Here is a 21,879-nt window from a genome sequence, read left to right on the forward strand (position 1 = left end):
CGTTCAGCGGTATCGCGATCGCCGCCCACGTCAGATCAACTTCGGTTAACGAGGTACATGATCTATTGAACACAGCTAGACAGTGCTCATAACCTGCTAATAGAGGGGCGATCGCTGCTCTCGATCCATCAGGATCCTCTCTCGATCCATCAGGATTCTCCTAGGGCGTAGAAGACTGGACATGACTGATGCCTCGACTGCCCCAGGTTTGCAGCAGTTGAACACCTGACCAAAAGGCAATACCACCCAAGACACCGACACCGAGGTGAATGATTGGAGATTCTAGCCCTACCTTATTCGCTAGGCTGAAGAAGCCTACATGGGTTAGATAAATGTAGTATGATGCGGCACCAATCATTTGCATAGGCAAAATCAATAGCTTTGGTATGACCACATGCTTTTTCCAGATGATCAATGTCCCACCCATCAACAACCAAATGATCTCTGATGGAATCAAATCTCTTAGGGTCAAAACAGACAAGACATAGATGCTGGTAACGGCCATACGCTGTATCTTAGTCTTGGTGAAATAAGCTGTCCAGCCCAAAAGAAATAGCCATAGCATCATATGGGGAACTCGATGGTACAAGTCAGCCGTATCCCAGACATGGGGGCCCACACAAGCCATAACCCCAGTGATTCCCACAAGGGATAGGGAAAATCCCCAGGGACTAGCATCAGCGGTCTCCCGTAGCTTACGGATACTAAACAGCAGCACTAAAATTACTACACACTGCACAAATACTTGAATAAACCATACCTGCAAAAACATCGTCATCACCTCCGGCCCCATGAAGTTGCTAACCATCAAGAGGGAACCAATGCTGAAATCTTGGGTATAGACTTGGAAGAAAGCCTCTAAGATAAGGTATGGAATAATCAGGCTGCTGAGTAGCGAAGTCAGAATCTGCTTCTGGTTGCCCTGGAATAAGTTATGGCTCTGAAACCGAGCAAAGTTAAGACCAGCAATAAACAACAGCAGCAACGCTCCTCCCTGAACATAGGGTAATGGAACCAAGCGAGCATGATTTGCTACCACACCGCAGATGGCTAAAGCCCGCAGCAAGATATTGGTTTCAATGATAGGAAATGCGCTACGCTTCTGGGGTTGTTGATCAAGTTCGGCAATGGTCATGCTCTCCCAGTCGGAGGGAACGTAACCCAGATGGCGTTCTAGCTCGATGGAAAATTGGACGTAGAGGAGGGAGTGCCCTCCCAAGGAAATGAAGGTATCTTCTAAATCTAGGCGCTGGAGATGAAAGGCTTTACAAAAAATAGCCTGAATGGGCGTGTCAGCTTGAACATCTGCTGAGGACTGCGCCTCTAGGCTCGATGGTTTGATCAGGCCTCGACGATCGAGCTTACCGGATGGGGTTTGGGGTAGAGCATCCAAGTCTACGAACAGGGCCGGTACCATATAGTCTGGCAGATGCTCGCCTACAAATGTTCGCAGGTCTTGATGCCAGCGGCTGGTCGATTGATGGGAAGGTTGGGGGACAACATATCCCACCACTACTGTGTCACCCGTGGGAGAGTCATGGGCAGCGATCGCCGCTGCTTTGACCGTAGGATGCTGCTCTAGGGTAGCGGCAATTTCGTCTAATTCAACGCGCATCCCCCGAATTTTGACCTGAAAGTCCGTGCGCCCCAAAAGTTCTATGCAGCCATCAGGGGAGCAACGAGCTAGGTCTCCAGTTTTAAAGAGACGAGATGGCCCATGGGCCCATGGTTGGTCAATAAATTTCTCTGCTGTGAGATCCTCACGGTTCATGTACCCGTGGGCTAAACATCCACCTGCCATATGGAGTTCGCCCACCTCGCCATCAGAGACGGGATGGAGATGCTCATCCAAAATATAGGCTTGGTTATGGGGGTATGGATAGCCAACCGGTACATAGCCCTGGTGCTGATCAAAACTAGACGGTACTAGGTAGGCAGTATTGCCAATGGTTTCTGTTTGCCCATACACGTTAGCAAACTGAACGCGATCGCCGAAAAACTGGCGGAGATTATGCAGTAGGATACAGGGCGTTAGCTCTCCTGAGAGGATCAAGAAGCGCAGGTTGAGTTCAGACGCTTCCAGTCGCAGTTCAGCCGATTCGTTGATGATTTGCAGTGCATAGCGCCAGATGGATGGAACGCCATCAAAAATAGTGACGCGCTGCTGTCGCATCAGGTGCAGGAGGTGGATCGGATTTTTAGTTTGATCACGGGTGGCAATGACAACTGTGGCACCTGCCATAAGGGGCAGAAACAGTTGCCGCACTGACGATGAAAAAGAGAACGAGGCAACGTGTAAATAGATATCCTGGGTCTGCACTGGAACAAGTTGATGCAGTGCGGTGATATATCGCACAATGTTGGCCCGGGGCATCTTCACGCCTTTAGGTTTGCCCGTAGAGCCAGAGGTATACATGACATACGCCAAGTAATCGGCATTTAGCTCAAGCGTTAGGGGCTCCCGACTCTCTTGGGCGATCGCATTCCAATCGGTGTCTAGGCAGATCAACTGAGTGGCAGGTACATGGGGAAAGCGATCGCGTAGATCGGTGTGAGTTAACACAATCGATAGCTGCGTCTCTTGGGCGATGAAGTGAATGCGATCGCTTGGATAGTGAGGATCTAGGGGAACATAGGTCAACCCAGCTTTGAGGATACCGAGCATAGCCACCACCATCTCGATGGAGCGATCGAGATAGATGCCAACGAGGGCATTGGGCTCAAGATGGGCGTGGTGGAGATAGTGGGCTAGCTGGTTAGAACGCTGATCTAGGTCATGGTAGGTCAGTTGGCGATCGCCGCAAACTAAAGCGATCGCAGTGGGAGGACGCTCTGCTATGGTTTGCAGCAGCATACACAAAGGATGAGTGATAGGTTGAACCATAGTTGTCAAAGAAGGAAACTTTCTTGAGGTAGATGAACAGCAGCCTGCCAAGATAGCCGGATAGATGCCAACCCAAAATTACCTTAGCCCCATAGCACTAATGGAGATAAGATTAGCAATAGTGCCTAGAATCTGACAGCAGAGCTGTTAGCAAGGCATGAATAATGTGACAGCAATTCTCCTATTTGTCACGACGACGATCTTATTTCTTCGTGAACTGGATTCACAGAGAGTCTCAGAGACATATATCTCTGGATCGTCAGGTGTAGCCTACTCTGCCCATGGAGTTCAACAACAAGTAGGTTGAATAGCGCTAACGTCTATTCCTTGTATCTATTGAGCATCATTAAGCCTGGCTTATGCCTATCTATCGTTTTCGACCATTAAGATGATCATGACAACTAGTAGATTGACCTGATTTATATCGTCATAGCTCTCGTACCGAGGGCACTCTAATCAGTTAAATGTCGTTGTTATGCAGTTAGTCTATAAACACCTCTAAGTTGACGTTGAACAGCTACCTTAAGGTTCCCAGTAATTCCCGCCAAGTAACGGCTAAATTGATCATCTACAAACAACGCTAACGAAAACTTCACACTAGCTTGATACCTCACTCCGGATATTAGAAATAGAGACAGCTAAAGCACAACTTAAGGCTGTAGCACCATCTCTTTTTGAATGATTCATCCATATAGCATAGAGATTCCGCAATCTCTCTCAAGGAAGTCTCCCTCGAAAAAAAGCTTGAACAGCAGGCCATATCAACGTCGGTTGAACGTTCATGGCTAGAATATCCTGCATTTAATCCCCTACTGAGCTGCTCTCTTTAAGCAGGCTAAAGACATCTAGGTATGGCCAAAGTCTTGAATGCCTAGAATGTCCAACCGGATTTGATATCAATGCACTATCACGAGATAGCTGAAGTTTATGGTATGCCCAATCTTTGATGACCTGAACCAAGTCACTTTTACCCCAAACGCTTTGCCCATAGGGCGAAGGGCTTAGAACGTAATGACTTATGGTTTGTACAAAAGAAGGCCAATAAAGGTTTATATAACGAAGCGTGTGGGGGTGGAACTAGTACACTCCCACACCAACGTGAACCAAGTGAACAATTGACGTTTAAGTGGAAGGACGCAACGCCTAGCAAGCCTTTCGATGTTACTCAATGCTCAAACCCTAAGGAGAAGGGGATTGAGCGTCGTTGAAACCCAGTAGCCTCGCTTCATTTCATTGAGTCCGCTTACGTATGATCACCCTAGAATCTTCTCTGCCATTGAGATTGCATGATGCATGGCTAGACTAAACCGAAGCAGTTTTGCTGACACTGTTGCCTAGATTTGGACTGGATACCTGTCGTCGTACGGCTCGAAACATACCAAATCGACAAAGTCCTGTACCAAAGGCTAATCGCATCAGTAAAAGGGTGGGCACCTCGCGGATAGACTTTACGAAGCCAGCAGGGCCAAATTTGACGAGCCCGGCAGGACGAATGATACCTTGCCAAATAGAATCTAGCCAGGAGGGTAGGGTTTGTTTCGACCAGTCTGCTGTATCCACCGTGCCCTCTACCAACCCCGTTGCCATCAACTGCTCTGAGAATCCTTCAATGCTGGCAAATTCTGGATGAGACCATTGGTCGAGCAGTTGGCGCATGACTGGCTTTTCCCAAACATTAAGCGGTTTACGGCGATCGTCCCGCTGGTTCCAATCAGCCACCACCAGAACTCCGCCGGGCTTCAGCACCCGCAGTAATTCTCTGGCAAAGACTGCCTTATCTGGCATGTGGGGCCCGGCTTCTACCGACCAAACCACGTCAAAGCTAGCATCAGGAAACGACAGCGCCATGGCGTCATCGACCTTAAATTGGGCGGTGATGCCGTCGGGGGTGAGTTGACGAGCACGGTTGACCTGCTGGGGGCTGATGGTGACCCCGGTGACGTCAAAACCATAGTCCCGCGCTAAAATTCGACTGCTGCCACCAATCCCGCACCCCACATCGAGAAGCGTGGTGCCGCGAGGTAATTGATCCAACCGCCCCCAACGCACCATCTCATGGACAAAGTCGATCTTGGCGGTGAGGAAGTCCTTGCGGCGGGGTGGTGATCCGTAGTGACCTAAGTGGATATGCTCTCCCCAGTAAAATTCCAGGATGCCGTCTTCTGTCCACTGGTCGTAGGCATTCGCCACCGAATCGGCGGACTGATAGCGGCGAGCCGTCACCAGATAGAGAATAATGCCCAAGACAAGCAGTCCAAGAAGCAACCCGATCGCAGAAAATAAACCCATGGGGAGAACACTGTTGAATGCTGTTACATCGTTATTATAGTGAGCTTTGAGCCAATGGTTCAGCCGGGCTGGCTAGCGACTGCGGAATCTACGGAGGCGATCGCCCCAAAAGCCAACGATAGGTGACATAGGGGATGTTACAGAAGGCGTGACCCCATCTACAATAGCTTCATTCTGCTGGTAGTTTCCTATGTTTCATCTTGATGCCCAACCCTATGCCTATCCCCTACCGGGCGATCGCTCCCTAGCCCTGGTGATTATTGACATGCAGCGCGATTTCTTAGAGCCCGGTGGCTTTGGGGATGCCCTAGGCAATGATGTCAGTCTGCTCCAGGCGATTGTACCCAAGCTCAAAACCCTGCTCGACTTCTTTCGCGCCCACCATCTGCCGGTCATTCATACCCAAGAATGCCATCAGCCCGATTTGTCCGACTGTCCTCCCTCCAAGCGCGATCGCGGTAACGGTACGCTGAAAATTGGTGATCAAGGCCCCATGGGACGCATCTTGGTCTACGGTGAACCCGGTAATCAAATTATCCCGGAACTGGCTCCGCAGCCCAACGAACAGGTGATTACTAAGCCTGGGAAAGGTGCTTTCTACAACACACCCCTGCAAACCTACCTACAGCAAGCTGGTATTACCCACCTGCTGTTCACCGGGGTGACCACCGAGGTATGCGTACAAACCACCATGCGTGAAGCGAATGATCGCGGCTATACCTGTCTGATGGTGGAGGATTGCACGGAGAGCTATTTTCCTGCGTTTAAGCAATCGACCCTGGAGATGATCCGGGCCCAGGGGGGCATTATCGGCTGGACAGCAACGGCCGATCAGGTACAGTCTGGTCTAACCCCATGGCTAGAAGCGTTAACAGTCGGAGGTGCTCATGCGGGTTGATGTCTTCAAAATTCCCCAGGCTGGGCCAGATGATGTGTCGGGGCTTCATCACCTGATTCAATCGGGAGCGATCGCTCCCCAGCAGATTGTGGGCGTTCTTGGCAAAACCGAGGGTAATGGCTGTGTGAATGATTTCACGCGCGGCTTTGCCACTCAGTCTCTCAAGGTTTATCTAGCCAAATATCTATCTCCTGAGGCGATTCAGGAGATCGTCTTTGTCATGTCTGGCGGTACAGAAGGGGTGATCAGCCCCCATCTAACGGTCTTCACCCGCCAACCGGATGATCCCCAGCGATCGCCCCGTCTTGGCCTTGTATTAGGTACCGCCAGGACCCGTCCCTTTTTGCCCCGGGAGATTGGTACCATGACCATGGTAACCACCGTGGCCGCGGCGGTTCAGGAGGCGATCGCAGACGCCGGTGCCGCTGCAGAGCAGATTCACTTTGTCCAAATCAAATGTCCGTTGATGACCGCCAGCCAACGGTCTAGTCAGGCAGAGGTGGTGCAGATTAGCAGCTATCAATCCATGGCCCTGTCCCGGGGCGCATCGGCATTGGGGGTGGCGATCGCCCTCGGTGAATTGTCCCTCAACGATCTCCAGGAGCCCGATATTGCCCATAACTTTGATCTATATTCTGGGGTAGCCTCAACCTCCGCCGGAGTGGAATTACAGAACTGCGAAATTATGGTGTTGGGCAATGCTCCCTGCACCAGCGCCTACGTCATCGGCCACAGCGTTATGGATCATGCGCTCGATGTGGAGGCGGTTCGCCAAGCCATGGCTCAAACAGGTCAAGGGAGCGATCGCATGGTTCAAATTCTCGCAAAAGCCGAAGCTTCTCCCACGGGACAGATTCTGGGTCGCCGCCATACTATGCTGGATGACTCTGATATCAGCCACACGCGCATGGCCCGCGCTGTTGTTGGGGCAGCGATCGCCTCTGTTGTCCAGGATCCCATGATTTACGTATCTGGCGGCAGTGAACATCAAGGGCCGCCGGGTGGAGGGCCTGTGGCAGCGATCGCCTGTTTAGACGAATAATTATGATCACTCTTGGAGGCCTTTCATAGATAAAACACTAGGACTATCTAAGGTTGATGTTGCTTGTTGTTGATCAGCAAGAAGGCGATCGCACAGGTATCGAAGTATGCCTAATCCTTGAATTGACGCTATGGATTATCAAGCTCGACTAAGTGAACTGTAGACGGAACAGGTTTTCTGAGTACTCTAAAGTCTGACATAAATAGAACAGATGTTTGACCGGATTTAATCGTATCCACTTTTCAGGTATTTTTCATCAACCACTGTTCAGGACGTAACCCCCATGCAAGGCTCGTTTCAGCGTATTCTTACCGGAGCCGTTTTCTTTAGCATTACTCTCATTGTAGCTATCTTTGGCTACACCCTCTTTGGTTGGTCATTACTAGAAGCTATCTACATGGTGGTCATCACCATTTTTGGAGTAGGATACGGAGAAGTGAGACCTCTCGACACTCCCACCCAAAAGATATTTACCATGATTGTGATTATCGCGGGTACATCGTCTGCCGTATACATTGTAGGAGGCTTTTTACAGATGGTGACAGAAGGAGAAATTAACCGAGCACTGGATGATCGCCGTAAGCAAAAAAGTATTGATAGCCTGAAGGATCATGTGATCATCTGTGGTTTTGGACGCATTGGCCAAGTCTTAGCACGACACCTAGATGATGCTCAGCATCCCTTTGTGGTCATCGACTCTGCCCCCCAGCAAATTGAACAGGCAGAAGCATTAAAGTATCTCGCTTACAGTGGCAATGCTACGGATGAAGATGTTCTCAATGCTGTGGGTATCAATCGAGCTAAGGTTTTAGCTACAGTTTTATCCGATGACGCCCTCAATGTCTTTATTACCTTAACGGCTCGTGAATTAAATCAAAATTTAGTGATTCTTGCCCGGGGCGAAGTGCCCTCCACGGAGAAGAAACTGCGGCTAGCTGGTGCTGATCATGTAGTTTTACCCGCGACCATTAGCGCGTTACGTATGTCGCATTTAATTACTCGCCCGACCACCACCGATTTCCTCACCGAGAAAGACGAGCGTAGCTATATTAACGATCTGCTCACCCAAATCCATGTACAAATGGCAGAACTAGCGGTGCCAGAGGGATCTGCTATGATTCGCAGGACGATCAAGGAGGTCGAGATCCGGGGCAAAGGAACGTTCATCATTGTGGCGCTGCGCCGGGCCAATGGAGAGCTCGTCCTGCAGCCGGAAGCAGGGCTAATGCTGGCAGCCGGGGATGCCCTAGTTATTCTAGGGCACGAAGGCGATATTCCTCAGTTTGCGCAAAACTATGAGCTAGATCGACAGAAATTGCGCTACCGAGGCGCAAAAGTTGATGGATAATCAGAAAAAACTACTCTTACCATGGTCAACCTATCATTTTGGCTGATGCCCAAAGAGGAGCACCGTATCCCCCTAGCCATCCTCATTGAGCAGCTCAGCAATCGCTTCCAGAGCACACCCTTTACCCCCCATGTTACTCTAGGCAGTGGTGCCGTACCTTGGGCGATCGCTGACTTTCCCGCCCACCTAGATCCACTGGTCAAGACCATCCCACCCCTGAGCCTCAAGACTGAACCCCTACAAACCAGCGATCGCTTTTCAAAAACTCTGTTTATTCCCCTACAAACGACTCCAGCCCTCACCTACCTAGTGACCAGCCTGCAGCAGACCGTTCCCGCCTCCCTCACCGATTGCAATCAGCCCCACATTAGCCTACTGTATAAAACCGGTGTCGATGCGGCGGCGATCGCTGCCTCTCTCACCCTTCCCTTGGCAACGGTAACGTTCAGCGAACTATGGGCGATCGCTGCGCCCCAGCAGTTTGAAGGTCAAGCGGATGTGCAGCAACTGCATTGTCTATATCGGGGTCAATTGGGGGACGCATGACAAAACGCGTGATTGGTTTAGTACCCGCAGCGGGACAAGGTACCCGCATCTCACCTTTACCGATGAGTAAGGAACTGTTCCCCATTGGCTTTCAAACCGTGGGCGATCGCCCCGGACTACGCCCCAAGGTGGTCTGTCAGTACCTGTTGGAAAAAATGCGGCTAGCGGGAATTACAGAAGCTATCCTGATTCTGCGTCCTGGCAAGTGGGATATTCCTGCCTATTTGGGAGATGGAGCCCAACTGCAGATGCACCTGGCCTATCTCACCGTTCATGTACCCTTTGGTGTGCCGTTTAGCCTCAATCAAGCCTATCCATTTATTCAAGATGCGATCGTAGCCACTGGCTTTCCCGATATTTTATTTCATCCAGATCATGCCTATCAAGCGCTGCTGAATCATTTGAACCATAGTGATGCTGACATAGTGCTAGGGGTATTTCCCACCGATCAACCCGAGAAAGTCGGTGTCGTCGATTGGGATGCCAGTGGGCGTGTCTCTCAAATTATCGAAAAATCGCCCCACACAACTCTGCGGCACATGTGGGCGATCGCCGTTTGGCAACCAACTTTTACCCATTTTTTACACAACTTTATTCAAGCGCGCCAGCAAGAGTGGATTGGGGATCAGGTACCTCAACTGATGTCAACCATTCCATCGCAGACGGAAATCCCTATCGGTGATGTCGTTCAAGCCGCTATTCATGCTGGACTACAAGTGGAGGCAGAAGTATTCGCTGATGGTACCTATCTTGATATTGGCACGTCTGAGAATCTTATCGCCGCTGTTCATCAATTTATCCCAGAGATAAATTCTGAGCCGCATCCTGATTAACACAAGCTAGAGGATCTCTGAAGGGCATATCGATGACGCCCCTATCAACGATGCTGCAACACCTCGAAGATGCCCTAGCGAGCATCTATCACGTATCATCAATTGTATAGTCACTTGAGATTTCGTGATAGCCAAGTGCCTAATCATGAAACATTAGTTTTTCAATCTGTGGAACTGAGAGAGGTTTATGAAACAAATAACCTTGACCAAACTCACACCCTAGGGAATGAAGATAAGTTTGATGATAGTCAGTTTCAACACCCTCTGCTACGATTGATATATTAAGGCTCTTAGCAAGAGCAACGATCGCTCGAATGATTTCCAGATTTTCACCTTGTTTTCCGATACGATTGACAAATGAGCGATCAATCTTAAGAATATCAACTGGAAAACGATGAAGATAGCTAAGCGACGAGTAACCCGTACCAAAATCATCAATGCTAAGTTGAATTTGGCGTGCTTTAAGTTGCTGCAGAATTTCCATAGCCGACGTAGAATATTCCATAATGGCGCTTTCGGTGATTTCTAGCTTCAGTAGTTGGCTATCCAAACCAGTCTCAGCTAAGATGCAATCGATGCGTTCCATGAGATTAGGTTGGGTAAACTGCCGCACAGAAAGATTAACGCTAACGCTGGGAAAAGCCTGATCGACTAGATCACTGCTGTGGGTCGCCTGCTGCTGGAGTCGTTCCTTCCAAGCTTGAAACTGCTGACAAGCTTGGCGCAGAATCCACTCACCCAAAGGAATAATGAGTCCTGTTTCTTCAGCTATGGGAATGAAGTCTGCAGGTGAGATGAAACCCTGTTCTGGATGCTGCCAGCGAATTAAAGCCTCAAAACTCACAATGCGGCGATCGCTAAAGGCCACAATCGGCTGATATTGGACGGAGAATTCTTGATGCTCAATAGCTCGTCTCAAGTCTGTTTCTAGGTGAAGGCGCTGTACAACATGGGCATGCATAGATTGAGTAAAAATACGATAACATGCCTTGCCCTCTGCCTTAGCTTGGTACATAGCTGTATCTGCATCGCGGAGGACGTCTTGAGGATGGTGATAATGGGGAGCACTGAAGACGATGCCGATACTAATGGACATGAAAATCTCCCGCCCATGGATTTTGAACGGCACCATCATGGAGTGCTGTAGCTGTTCAGCCAGTTGGGTTGCCTCACCCGTTTGGTGGACAGGTTTAACAAGAATGGTAAATTCATCCCCCCCCAAACGCATAAGGGTTTGTTGAGGAGTCAGTTGAGCCTGGATCCGTTGAGCGATCGCCACCAGCAGTTGATCGCCAACTAAGTGCCCCAGGGAGTCGTTAACGGTCTTAAAGCGATCGCAGTCCAGAAACATGAGCGCAAAAAGAGTGCTGTTACCGTCTGCGTCTGGTTCTAAAACCTGCTGGAGGCGTCGCATAAGAAGCGATCGATTGGGCAAATTAGTGAGCGGATCATGCCAGGCTAAGTGCTGAAGCCTAGCTTCAATTTGTTTGCGCTCAGTAATTTCTGCCTGTAGGGTTTGATTGAGGCCTTCCAGCTCAGCCGTGCGTTGACGTACCCGCTCTTCTAGTTCGTCATTGAGCGATCGCAATCGTTGTTGAAGATTACGGAGATTGAGATGATTTTCAACCCGGGCGAGGACTTCTTTAACCTGAAATGGTTTTGTAATGTAGTCTACACCGCCCACGCCAAAAGCCTTGACTTTGTCTAAGGTTTCATCAACAGCGCTAACAAAAATAACTGGTATGTCGGCTGTCTCTTCCATCATTTTAAGGCGTTGACAAACCTCGTAGCCGTCCATATCTGGCATATTAATGTCTAATAAAATGAGATCCGGTGGAGCAGCCGTTGCTCCCATAAGACCCATTTCTCCATTAATAACACTACGTACCTTATATCCTTGTTCAGACAGCACCGACGTCAGCAATCTGAGATTGTCTGGGGTGTCATCGATCAGCAAGATATTCCCTTTGGAGTAGTCCAACACTGTCATAACAGGATAGTATGAATGTAGTTAATTCAAAGTCAAAGTTAATGCTTGCTAGCGTAAATCACTTCAGTCTATCCTAGCCTTTCAGCAACCTTCTATGTAGACTCCGCTCGCTCTAGGTAGGCATGGGTGATTTCTATGATCTGGTCAAATCGAAAGTGATGCACCAAGTGGAGAATAGCTTGTGCAAGTTCAGGATGACTATCATCAATCTGCTGCACACATTGATGGATTTGATCCCCGTCCACTTGGGTAGCAGCTTGATGAAGCTGGATGACCCAGGTAGCTGGCAAGGTCATGAGATCCTCGGATTGAAAAGGTGAACGTTGACTAGATTGTGATGAGAGGGGCGGTGCAGGAGGGGGGCTATGATCAGTATAAACATATTGAACCGGTAACTGGTCTGCAATTTTGCCAAAGAGAACGGAGTCTTGAAACGGTTTGAGAATCATATCGTCCCAGGGGTAGGAATCTGGACTGATAGGTTCTTTCCTAAAAGCATTAGAAGTGAGGACAATAATTTTGGTTCCTGTAGGCGATCGCTTAGGGTTGTTGTTGTTCTCGATTGATTGTAGAGACTGGATTGTGGAAGCAGCAGATTGCCCCGTGAGAGAGTCGTTTAAAAGGAGAAGATCGGGTTGCCATGTTTGCCACTGTTCCGCTAGCGCATCATAGTCTTCCACAACCCGCACTCTAAAACCGATAGATTCTAGTAAACGGCTTAATAAATGCTGCTGATCAGGGGTGTTATCTGCTACTAGAATACGATACTGAGGCTGATTTGGGACTAAGCCGACAACTGTTCTAAAGGACTCTTGTACATGATCAGCAACTTCGGCAATCTCTGCCTGAATGCTGAAACGGAATATGGAGCCGTGATCGACCTGGCTACTGACGCTAATGTCTCCTCCCATCAAATGGACAAATTGGCGACTGATGGCCAGGCCTAGTCCTGTACCTTGTTGCGATCGCCGCCCACTTTCTGTTTGCTCAAAGGGCTTAAAGAGGTGGCTCAGTTCCTCTGCTGAAATGCCAGGGCCAGTATCTTCAACACTAAAGTGGAGAATACAAGGCGTAGGATGACTTGGTGATTGACCGTTGCCAGAGGGTGAAAGGATCTGCTCTGCTTGAGCAGATAGCATAATTTGCCCCTGGGTCGTGAACTTAATGGCATTACTCAGTAAGTTAATGAGCACCTGGCGAAGCTTGCTTTCATCTGCAATGACATATTCTGGCAACTCTGAATCATAGTTAAAGATAAGAGCTACATCCTTAGGTTGAGACTGGAGAGAAAACATATGGCGTAATGTTTCCAAAAGCCCATGCAGGCTAAAGCGAACTGGTTTAAGGATCATCCGCCCTGCCTCAATTTTAGACATCGTCAACACATCATTGATCAAGTCTAGTAAATGCTCACCACTGCGGCTAATAATTTGAACGGAATCTTGCTGGGCTAGCGAAAGATTGCTATCGCGTCCAAGAAGCTGAGTAAACCCCAAAATAGCATTCAGCGGAGTACGCAGTTCATGGCTCATGGTTGATAGAAACTGACTTTTGGCTTGATTGGCTGCCTCTGCTAACTCTTTCGCTGCTTTAAGTGCCAGTTCTGCTTCTTTACGATGGGTGATATCTCGCGCCACCCATAGTACAGTGTGGTCTGAAAGGGGTGAGATATTGGCAGAAAACCAAATTTGAGTATCTTGGATGGGCAGGCAATATTCCACGGTGATATCTGGCTGATGATGATAGACAGCAGGGCGATCGCTGCGAAAATATCCCCCAATACGATATCGATACAAGGTACGCTTAATCGCATCTAAGCTAAGATCTGCAACGTGCTGAGGTAAGATATCATGAACGGTGCGGCCAATGCGCTGAATGCCAAGCTTATAGGATAGTCTTGGGTTAGGTTGGCGATATTTGAGGTAATGTCCTTCTTCATCAAAGACAATAATCGTGTCGGTCATGGCCGCGAAGAGTAGGTTAAGTTCCGCCTCTGCCTGTTGGCGATCGTGAATTTCCTGCTCAAGCTGTTGATTTTTGTCCTGTAGCTCTAGGGTACGCTGCGCTACTTTTTGCTCTAAGGTTTGGGAGTATTTTTCTAATTCTTGGTTGGATAGAAGGAGGTTAGTCCAAAGAACATAGCCTTTATTGAGTAAGGCTGCTCCCATCAGGGCCAGGATAGTGGGAATAATCGGCACCCACCATCCTTGCAGGAAAAGTAAGTAGGCCGTTATTCCTAAAATGGTGCTGGTTAAAATAGCACTACTAGCGGTGCTGAGGGGCGATCGCATGGTCCACCCGTACATAGCTCCGATGATGGCTCCTCCCAGAATCCATAACCATTCGACTGGTTCTGCAAAAGGGCGCAGCAGGGGGCGTCCATCTAGGGCCGCACTTAAGACCTGACTGACAAAGTCTGCATGAACGACCACACCCGGCATCCCCGGCAATTCAGTGTAGCGATCTGAAAAGGGGGTTTGAAAGCGATCGCCTAAGCTAGCGGCGCTGGTACCAATCAGCACGACGCGGTCATAAAAAAAGCCCTCGGGGACGCGCCCTTCGAGTACCTGGGTTAAGGGGATGCTCTCAATGGGATTTGCCCAATGCCGATAGCTGGAGAGAATTTGGTAACCTCCCGCATCAGCTTGTACATACCCGCCACTATTGGGGTGTAGAGGTAAAAATTCAGCCTTACCTAGACCTAAATGTTGGCGATCGCTTTGAATACTGGTTAGCGTAACGCCTTCTTGTTCTAGATAGGCTAAGGATAGACGAGCAGCCAAGCTTAGAATGGTTTGCCCTTGGGGATCGCGAATGGATAGAAGAATGCGGCGTACCATGCCATCCCGATCAATCACAATATCGCTAGCGCTGACTTGCCCTAGGTCACCTAAGATAGGTGGAGGGGCGATCGTGGCTCCGTAGGCATCCCCCACGGCTTTTTCAATGCCAATCAGGTTGGGTGTAGTTTGAAAGACCTGAACCAGACGATCATGTCCGGGCTCAATGGGTAAATTGCGATATAAATCAAGCCCAATGACCCGGGGTTCCTGTTGACGGATTTCTTCAATCAGCCTAGCGAGGGTGCTGTCTGAAATTGGCCACTGCTCCAAGTTTTCAATGTCAGACTCTTCAATGGAAACAACGACAACTCTCGACTCAGCGGCTTCGATGGGACGCAGGCGGGTAAATTGATCGAGGGACATCCACTCTAAAAACTGAAGAGCCCCAGTGAGGCGGACACTCAAGACGACACCAGTGACAAGAGGAGCCGTTATCCCAACCCCTCTCCATTTCCAACACTGACGTTTGATAGCATTCCACATAGATTGCATGAGTGTAGCAGCTCTCGCGAGACCGATGCTCTCCAACATCGTGCCGTTGGGTTCTTAACCAGTGTGGCATACTTCCGTCAACGTGAGTTCAATGATGGGATCACGATAGGGCATTGCTGAATTATAAGATGATGGGCGCTAGCGAACCGTGGGCGAGACGCCCATGCCCAACAATTCATGCACCATCTAGGTAGGGTGAGCATCTTGCACACATTCCGATGTCCTGCCTTCATTCAGCAATACCCACGATACGACCGTTCTGATCGGCTTGAATCATCCTGTCTTCTTGGGTGGGCGACGTTGCTAAGCCGTAGAATAGCTGCACGTTGGCTGGCGGTTTCAGTGCTGTTAGGCTCAGGATGAACCAGGCGCAGCCCAGACGATATCGGTCATCGCCCCAGTGCCAGAGGCTTCTGGAGCCATAACGTTATAGAACTCATTTATCAAACACCATGCTGTATCCCAAGTCTTCCAGGCGAGGGAACCGCTTGATAGACGCTGAGGCTGGTTACTAAAGCGATCGCTGGCGATCGCTTTAGAGGGCGCAGTCGTCCCAAGCCCATGACATCTTAGACCTGTCCCATGAATGCTGGGTGGGCAATGAAGCGTTACTGCCAAGATGGCTGGGAGGCGTGGGAGTCCACCCGATGGACGGTACCACCAATAGCAACGTCTAGTAAGCGATTATCTGGATCGCAGACGAGAGCAAACATCCAGTAATATCGCTCCCCAACATCTAAGCCTGGTTGATGCTCAGGTAGAGCGACTGAGACGATACCTGGAGCTTGTTCAATGGGAATGGCTGCTTCGTAAACGACATGGCCTTCCCCGGTGAGGAAGCTAAAGGTGGCGGCGGTTGCTGAGGTTTTGGGTACTTGGATATCAATGGTGGGATAGGGCTCGGTGGTTTCTTCTCCAGAGACAACCCTGAGGGCGACAGGCTGGGAAGCCTCGCTTGGGTTAGCATCGGAGTTAGCTGTAGTCAGGTCGGCCGGGCATTGACGTTCCCCCCGCGATCCGCCTCCTGCGGTTTGATCTGGACTATCTTGGCCAGGAGGAGGCTCAAAGGTGGTTTGGCTGATCTGCGAAGCACTGCTGACCACTTGGGCGATCGCTTGTTGCGGTAGCCCTAGGGTGATCAGTAGGCTGGTGATCGAGAGCCCGGATAGAATGGATGTCAGGATGAGTAATGGTTTACTTGCCATGATTTAACCTTGTTGGATCTGAGTGATCTGTCATCTTGGCGTTGGTAGACGCAGCCCGGTCATCCTAACGTATGCTGTCAACAGGAAGGATACTTGGCCGCTGGGATCGTTATCCCATGGGGTACGCAAAGAGGTAGGAGCGATCGCTAGTCTGATAAGTGCATCTCTAGAATGATTGAGCACTCTACGTCCGTAACTGCAGATCTAATCCCTACGTTGATACGATGCCTCTACGTTAAAGTAGTCTATTAGCCTATAAAATTGCGACCGAGTTTCCACCGACTAAGTTCCCTAAACCCTAGGGCAGTTCAGTCCGCATATTCACTCAATAGGCTCAGCCTCCAGATCACCTAGCCCTCAGGGGCCTGTCTTGATGCATGAGGCTACCTCACAACAAAGCCCGCCTTGGCGGGCTTTCACATGGATAGGGAGCGTGGAGAGCTCCCCTGAAATCTGCCCTACCGGAGTTTACTGATCCTCAGGGCTTTCATCCGTTGCGCTGCCTTCAGATTCATCCGTTTCTGGCGTGGATTCTTCTAATTTTGGCGGTTCAGGTGCGGGCTTGGGCTTGGGCCCACGCATGAGAGCTTGGGGCACTGCAGGAGTTTTTTCTTGGCGATCGCCCCGCCCTTTTCGGTTACCTGATGATTTTCCTTGTCCGCCCCGATCCGAACGACGCTCGTCTTGGGATTGAGGAGTATTGGCCGGCTCTGCGCTGCTACGTTCTGCCCGCTCTGATTTCTTAATCGGTCGCTCGCCCATGACTGAACCATCGTTAACGCCTTGTCGATTCTACATCGAAATCGGTGGAGATCGGCGTCATGACCAGACGAATTTGTCTCCTTGGGCTGATTTTTGATCCGGGATAGAGGAAGATGCTGGGATAGCCGGGGATCGGTATGGGCGATCCCCGGTCATCCCAGAACAAGGCTCTCCCATCGGCAAAAGGAACTTGTGCTCTGATCAGTGCCGGGATCACGAGCCAGTCTCGTGATCCCTCGTGCTCTAAGTCTCCCTAAAGGTCTAGGAGAGAGCTAGAGGCCAATGCCTTCGTAGATGGCAACACTATGCTTGTCTAACATGCGTCGTCCGTCGATCACCACCGGCTGAGGATCCAGGGAAGCAATCATCTCCGGTAGGGCTTTGAACTCTGCCCAACGGGTAATGATGATAATGGCCTGGGCTCCAGCGATCGCCGTATCGACATCAGGGCAAAAGGTCACCGTCCCTTCCCCAAACACTTTTTGTGCTTCATGCTGGGCGATGGGATCGTATCCCTGCACCACAGCCCCTGCATCTAAAAGGGTTTGAGTCACTGGCAGAGCCGGTGATTCGCGAATGTCATCGGTTCCTGGCTTGAAAGCATAGCCCAACACCGCAACCTTGACGCCTTTTAGATCAGGATAATGTTTTTGCAGTAAGGTGATCAGCCGAGCTGGCTGTTTCTCATTAACCGCAATCACGGAGTCTAGGATTTGCATGGAGTTGCCCTGTTTTTTGCCGTAGGCAATCAAGGCCTTGACGTCCTTAGGGAAACAGCTTCCCCCAAAGCCGCAACCCGCTTCAATATAGGTAGTGAACGACGGGACAATGCGGGTGCCGTCTTCGAGAATGGGGGTGAGACGCTTATCTAGGTGAACGCCACGGGTGACTTCCGTGACATCAATGCCGCCGGTGGAGGTGCAAAGATTGGCAATCTCGTTCGAGAAGGAAATCATCGTAGCCAACAGGGAATTAGCCGTGTACTTAATCATCTCGGCGGTGCGGCAGTTGGTCGCCAGTTGATCCACACCTTCAAACACCGCATAGAGCTCCTGTAAAACCTGGATACTCTTATCGTTGACACCACCGTAGACAATGCGATCGGGATACATGAAGTCTTCGATCGCTTCCCCTTCCTTGAGGAATTCAGGATTCATGCCCACCCCAAAATCCACACCAGCTTTTTTACCCGATGCTTCTTCTAGAATTGGCAGCACGACCTCGTCGGTGGTGCCTGGAACCACGGTACTTTTCACCACAACGGTGTGATACGTGGTCTTGTCCTTGATGACTTCACCAATTTGCCGCGCCACTGTCTTGATGTATTTGAGATCAATCTCATTGCCATCAAACGGTGTGCCAACCGCAATCAGCGAAATATCTGTATCTAGAACCGCTTGGCGCAGGTTGGTCGTAGCCGACAGGGACTGACCAATGTTTTTCTTGAGCAGATCTTCTAGGCCATCTTCATAGATGGGAGGGATTCCCTGGTTAATCTTATCGACTTTGACCGGGTCAATGTCAATACAGATGATCTCATGTCCTTTTTCTGCCAGGCAAACTCCCGACACCAAACCGACATAGCCTGTACCCGCAACAGAAACTTTCATTTATGCCTCCTCTGCTTCGCGGTTGTCTTGATACCAAACGAGCGATCGCCGTAGTCCATCATCAATCATAATGCCAGGGGTGTAGCCCAAATCGGTGCGAGCTTTGGTGATAATGGGACAGCGACGGTTGGGGTTATCCACCAAATAGGCTTTATCGTCACTTTCTTGGCGAACCACCTTCCCGGTATAACCAAAGAGTTCCTTGGCCAGTTCCACTACGCGATCGGCTAGGTTAGCCATGGAAATTTCCGGCTCTTCTACCCCAATGTTGTAGGCTTCCCCAGGATGTCCCTTAATCAGGATTTTGTAGTATCCCACAATGGCATCGGCGATATAGCAAAAGGTACGGGTAGGCGATCCATCCGATAGCATGATGATATCTCGCCCGGATAAAACATCCCGGGCAAAATCTGGAAGCACGCGCTTGTCGGTGATTTTTAGACCCGGCCCATAGTTATTGAAGGGACGAGCAGTTTTGATCGGTAGCCCATGCTGCTGAGCAAAGTTAACGCAAAGCGTTTCCCCATAGCGCTTGGATTCGTCGTAGCAGGCCCTGGGCCCTGTGCAGGAGACGTTACCGCGATAGGTTTCCGGGGTGGGAATATTTTCGGGGGTTGGATCACCGTAAATTTCGCTGGTGGAGTAGAACAGGAACCCTTCAACGGGAATGCCCTTTTCCTTTTGTCTTAGGCAATATTCTAAGAGCGATCGCAGCCCGTTTACATTCGCATCCATAGTTTCAATGGGATACTTGCGATAATAGGTGGGAGAAGCGATCGATGCGGCATGGATGATGAACTGAAAGTCCTCTATGTCAGACGGCAGAGGATGGGTAATATCGTGCTTGGTAAGGGTAAGCGTAGGATTATCCTTGAGGCTCACCAACCAATCAGGAACACCGCGAATGTAATTATCAAATACGGTGAGCTGAATCTGTTGATCGGCATCCACCGTGTCATTCCAGTACAAAATCATCTGAACTAGATAATAGCCTAGAAACCCACCTCCTCCTACGATCAGGAGTTTTTTCCCAGCCATTACACTCAGTTCTTCCTGTAAATTGCCCCGCATGTAGTCTAAATCGGCAGCAATTACATCACGCGCTGTTTTCATATGTCAAAACCTAAGATAGACAGGATTGTCATAACGCCTGTAGAGAAACAGGAAACTCCTTTTAGAATGCCCAGAACTCCGTAATTCTAACCAGAGTTTTCCTGAATCTCTCAAATTAGTCCCGGTCAAACTTAAACGGTGGCTAACGGTTTGGGAGCAAAGTAAGCATCCTGCTCTAAACGGAGTTTGACCGCTAAGCTATCTGTGGGCAACTCAACATCATCATAGGTGAGAACCTGATCTTTCGGGACATCTCGCTTGAGTCGGCAGCCCTCGGCAATCCCCATGGGCAAGAGACGCTGCTCCATGACAACATCAGTGTTTTCACACATGCCGTAAGTCATGTAGAAGCCCAGCCCATCAAGGGTTTCGCCGGCTTTAAGGTCAATCTTAGCTGTAGTCACTACATCAACAACCTGACCGCCCAAGGGGGAAATCACGGAGTCGTTAAATAGGGCTACCCGCGCTGCGGAAAGGGGAACCTCAAAAATAGTCAGGTGGTAGGGGACGTAGAAGCTATAGAGCGGCCCCTGGCCGAGTTTGCCGTAGTTGAGGTAGTGGGCCTGCTGGGCATCATTTTCGTGGGCGGCGTAGACAAACACCCCCGGGCTAGGTTTGGTCTTCACCACATACTCAACAATTCCGCCTAGCTCTCGCAGTTGGTCAATATCATAGCGATCAATCATGTCGTCAATATGACCGTCGTAGTCGTAGCCCAACATACCGCGCTGCGCCACCTTCATACCCGTAGCATTGGCAACGATCGCCTGTTCAAACGAAATTTTGGTACCATCTGCAAAGCTGGTGACCATAGAAGGCGTTTGCCCCCACTGTTTGGCAAAACTTTCTTGGGTTGTGGGGTTGCGGTAGCGATCCTGCAGACCCTTGATGTTGCCGCAAATCAAAGGCGTTAGCCCAATACTTTTGACAAACCGGTAGAGGTTCATTTGTACCCCTGGCTGATCGCCATCACAACCGGTGAGAATCACGCCAGCGCGGTCAGCATAGACCTTTAGAATGGGGCCAACCGTGCCATCTAGCTCCGCATTCATCAGCACCATGTGCTTCTTGCACTCGATCGCCTTCATGGTGACCTGTGCGCCGAATTCTACATGTCCGGTAGACTCAATGAGCACATCAATGTTTTCGGCTTCACAGAGCAGATCGGCATCCGCGGTGACTACAAACTTACCGGCAGCGATCGCTCCATCCAACTGTTCTACGGTATAAGCCTCCGTGACCTCATCAGCTCCAGCTAAGGCATAGGCCTGCTTCGCGTTTTCCACCGTGCGGTTAGAAATAGCAACTAGCTGCATTCCGGGAATGTAGTTGAGGATTTGGTTGGCGATGCCGCGCCCCATGAATCCTGCCCCAATCATGCCCACTCGTACAGGATTGCCTGCTTCTTCCCGTGCCTTTAAAGCTGTATCTACAATAATCATGACCGAACTCCTTCAGATGTTAACAACGACCAAGACTGATCCTTCTCGGAGACTTCGACAGCCGGCAGGGGCCATTCAATCCCTAAGGCTGGATCGTCATACCGTAATCCTCCCTCCACACCGGGCGTGTAAAATTCACTCACCTGGTATAAAGCTTCTGACCCATCTTCCAAGGCTTGATAGCCATGGGCAAAGAGATCGGGGACATAAAATGCTCGGTGATTATCTGCAGATAACTCCACGCCAACATGTTGCAAGTAAGTTGGAGAGTCAGGACGCATATCTACAATCACATCATAGATAGCTCCACGAATACAGCGGATTAGTTTAGCCTCAGTAGCCGGAGGACGTTGATAATGTAATCCGCGTAGCGTTCCTTTTTTGGCGTTAAACGATAAGTTACATTGAGCTACGGCTGGATTGAGCCCGTGAGCTTCAAACTCTTGTTGACAAAATGTGCGTGCAAAGAAGCCACGATGATCGCTTCGAGGCTCCAAATCAATCACATAGGCCCCTTTGAGCTTGGTTTCAATAAACTGCATTCATCCTCCTGTAGCGATCGCTTTATCCCTAAACTATAGA

16 protein-coding genes are annotated in these 21,879 nt (G+C 49.9%); 5 read left to right on the top strand and 11 right to left on the bottom strand.

The genetic code is table 11. The features are described 5' to 3' along the window. Window positions 1-160: 160 nt before the first annotated feature. Window positions 161-2,884, bottom strand: a complete 2,724-nt coding sequence (locus tag JUJ53_RS01635) for an amino acid adenylation domain-containing protein (RefSeq protein ID WP_204150240.1) — start codon at window positions 2,882-2,884, stop codon at window positions 161-163. A gap of 1,302 nt (window positions 2,885-4,186) precedes the next feature. After that, the gene (locus JUJ53_RS01640; protein ID WP_204150241.1) at window positions 4,187-5,173 is read right to left on the bottom strand and encodes a methyltransferase domain-containing protein; all 987 of its coding nucleotides are present in this window, start codon (window positions 5,171-5,173) and stop codon (window positions 4,187-4,189) included. 190 nt (window positions 5,174-5,363) lie between these two features. On the opposite strand from JUJ53_RS01640, the gene JUJ53_RS01645 reads away from it, so the two are divergent. From JUJ53_RS01645 to JUJ53_RS01665, 5 genes are all read left to right on the top strand, one after another. Further along, window positions 5,364-6,071 (top strand): isochorismatase family cysteine hydrolase, encoded by a 708-nt coding sequence (locus JUJ53_RS01645; protein WP_204150242.1) that lies wholly within the window; start codon window positions 5,364-5,366, stop codon window positions 6,069-6,071. Continuing rightward, the gene (locus tag JUJ53_RS01650; RefSeq protein ID WP_204150243.1) at window positions 6,061-7,113 is read left to right on the top strand and encodes a ring-opening amidohydrolase; all 1,053 of its coding nucleotides are present in this window, start codon (window positions 6,061-6,063) and stop codon (window positions 7,111-7,113) included. The genes JUJ53_RS01645 and JUJ53_RS01650 overlap by 11 nt, the downstream gene beginning before the upstream one ends. 283 nt (window positions 7,114-7,396) lie before the next feature. Next, complete coding sequence (locus JUJ53_RS01655; RefSeq protein ID WP_204150244.1) at window positions 7,397-8,461, top strand: potassium channel protein; 1,065 nt, start codon at window positions 7,397-7,399, stop codon at window positions 8,459-8,461. A gap of 21 nt (window positions 8,462-8,482) precedes the next feature. Continuing rightward, window positions 8,483-9,007 carry a hypothetical protein gene (locus JUJ53_RS01660; RefSeq protein WP_204150245.1) on the top strand — a complete coding sequence of 175 codons (525 nt, stop codon included), beginning with the start codon at window positions 8,483-8,485 and terminating at the stop codon, window positions 9,005-9,007. After that, window positions 9,004-9,840 carry a sugar phosphate nucleotidyltransferase gene (locus JUJ53_RS01665; protein ID WP_204150246.1) on the top strand — a complete coding sequence of 279 codons (837 nt, stop codon included), beginning with the start codon at window positions 9,004-9,006 and terminating at the stop codon, window positions 9,838-9,840. The genes JUJ53_RS01660 and JUJ53_RS01665 overlap by 4 nt, the downstream gene beginning before the upstream one ends. Before the next feature lie 139 nt (window positions 9,841-9,979). On the opposite strand, the gene JUJ53_RS01670 is transcribed toward JUJ53_RS01665, so the two are convergent. From JUJ53_RS01670 to rfbC, 9 genes are all read right to left on the bottom strand, one after another. Then, window positions 9,980-11,830 (bottom strand): GGDEF domain-containing response regulator, encoded by a 1,851-nt coding sequence (locus tag JUJ53_RS01670; protein WP_204150247.1) that lies wholly within the window; start codon window positions 11,828-11,830, stop codon window positions 9,980-9,982. 92 nt (window positions 11,831-11,922) lie between these two features. Next, window positions 11,923-15,078, bottom strand: a complete 3,156-nt coding sequence (locus JUJ53_RS01675) for a CHASE2 domain-containing protein (protein WP_204150248.1) — start codon at window positions 15,076-15,078, stop codon at window positions 11,923-11,925. 441 nt (window positions 15,079-15,519) lie between these two features. Next, complete coding sequence (locus tag JUJ53_RS01680) at window positions 15,520-15,783, bottom strand: hypothetical protein (protein WP_204150249.1); 264 nt, start codon at window positions 15,781-15,783, stop codon at window positions 15,520-15,522. Continuing rightward, window positions 15,774-16,370 carry a DUF928 domain-containing protein gene (locus tag JUJ53_RS01685; RefSeq protein WP_204150250.1) on the bottom strand — a complete coding sequence of 199 codons (597 nt, stop codon included), beginning with the start codon at window positions 16,368-16,370 and terminating at the stop codon, window positions 15,774-15,776. The genes JUJ53_RS01680 and JUJ53_RS01685 overlap by 10 nt, the downstream gene beginning before the upstream one ends. A gap of 468 nt (window positions 16,371-16,838) precedes the next feature. After that, entirely contained in the window at window positions 16,839-17,132 is a 294-nt protein-coding gene (locus JUJ53_RS01690) for a hypothetical protein (protein WP_204150251.1), read from the bottom strand. Between the two features lie 272 nt (window positions 17,133-17,404). Continuing rightward, a complete protein-coding gene (locus tag JUJ53_RS01695; RefSeq protein WP_204150252.1) occupies window positions 17,405-18,742 on the bottom strand; it encodes a UDP-glucose/GDP-mannose dehydrogenase family protein in 1,338 nt (445 codons plus the stop codon). After that, window positions 18,743-19,855, bottom strand: a complete 1,113-nt coding sequence (locus JUJ53_RS01700; protein WP_204150253.1) for an NAD-dependent epimerase/dehydratase family protein — start codon at window positions 19,853-19,855, stop codon at window positions 18,743-18,745. 131 nt (window positions 19,856-19,986) lie between these two features. Next, window positions 19,987-21,297 (bottom strand): Gfo/Idh/MocA family oxidoreductase, encoded by a 1,311-nt coding sequence (locus JUJ53_RS01705; RefSeq protein WP_204150254.1) that lies wholly within the window; start codon window positions 21,295-21,297, stop codon window positions 19,987-19,989. Then, window positions 21,294-21,839, bottom strand: coding sequence for a dTDP-4-dehydrorhamnose 3,5-epimerase (gene rfbC / locus JUJ53_RS01710; protein WP_204150255.1), 546 nt, complete (start codon window positions 21,837-21,839; stop codon window positions 21,294-21,296). Before rfbC ends, JUJ53_RS01705 begins: the two co-directional genes overlap by 4 nt. Window positions 21,840-21,879 lie beyond the last annotated feature (40 nt).

Source organism: Leptolyngbya sp. CCY15150, from assembly GCF_016888135.1.
In the GTDB taxonomy this organism is placed as follows: domain Bacteria; phylum Cyanobacteriota; class Cyanobacteriia; order RECH01; family RECH01; genus RECH01.

Coding starts and splice junctions, on each gene's coding strand:
- JUJ53_RS01705 (WP_204150254.1), bottom strand. CDS start 21,297: ATGATTATTGTAGATACAGCTTTAAAGGCACGGGAAGAAGCAGGCAAT.
- JUJ53_RS01660 (WP_204150245.1), top strand. CDS start 8,483: ATGGTCAACCTATCATTTTGGCTGATGCCCAAAGAGGAGCACCGTATC.
- JUJ53_RS01685 (WP_204150250.1), bottom strand. CDS start 16,370: ATGGCAAGTAAACCATTACTCATCCTGACATCCATTCTATCCGGGCTC.
- JUJ53_RS01700 (WP_204150253.1), bottom strand. CDS start 19,855: ATGAAAACAGCGCGTGATGTAATTGCTGCCGATTTAGACTACATGCGG.
- JUJ53_RS01665 (WP_204150246.1), top strand. CDS start 9,004: ATGACAAAACGCGTGATTGGTTTAGTACCCGCAGCGGGACAAGGTACC.
- JUJ53_RS01655 (WP_204150244.1), top strand. CDS start 7,397: ATGCAAGGCTCGTTTCAGCGTATTCTTACCGGAGCCGTTTTCTTTAGC.
- JUJ53_RS01670 (WP_204150247.1), bottom strand. CDS start 11,830: ATGACAGTGTTGGACTACTCCAAAGGGAATATCTTGCTGATCGATGAC.
- JUJ53_RS01695 (WP_204150252.1), bottom strand. CDS start 18,742: ATGAAAGTTTCTGTTGCGGGTACAGGCTATGTCGGTTTGGTGTCGGGA.
- JUJ53_RS01690 (WP_204150251.1), bottom strand. CDS start 17,132: ATGGGCGAGCGACCGATTAAGAAATCAGAGCGGGCAGAACGTAGCAGC.
- JUJ53_RS01650 (WP_204150243.1), top strand. CDS start 6,061: ATGCGGGTTGATGTCTTCAAAATTCCCCAGGCTGGGCCAGATGATGTG.
- rfbC (WP_204150255.1), bottom strand. CDS start 21,839: ATGCAGTTTATTGAAACCAAGCTCAAAGGGGCCTATGTGATTGATTTG.
- JUJ53_RS01645 (WP_204150242.1), top strand. CDS start 5,364: ATGTTTCATCTTGATGCCCAACCCTATGCCTATCCCCTACCGGGCGAT.
- JUJ53_RS01640 (WP_204150241.1), bottom strand. CDS start 5,173: ATGGGTTTATTTTCTGCGATCGGGTTGCTTCTTGGACTGCTTGTCTTG.
- JUJ53_RS01635 (WP_204150240.1), bottom strand. CDS start 2,884: ATGGTTCAACCTATCACTCATCCTTTGTGTATGCTGCTGCAAACCATA.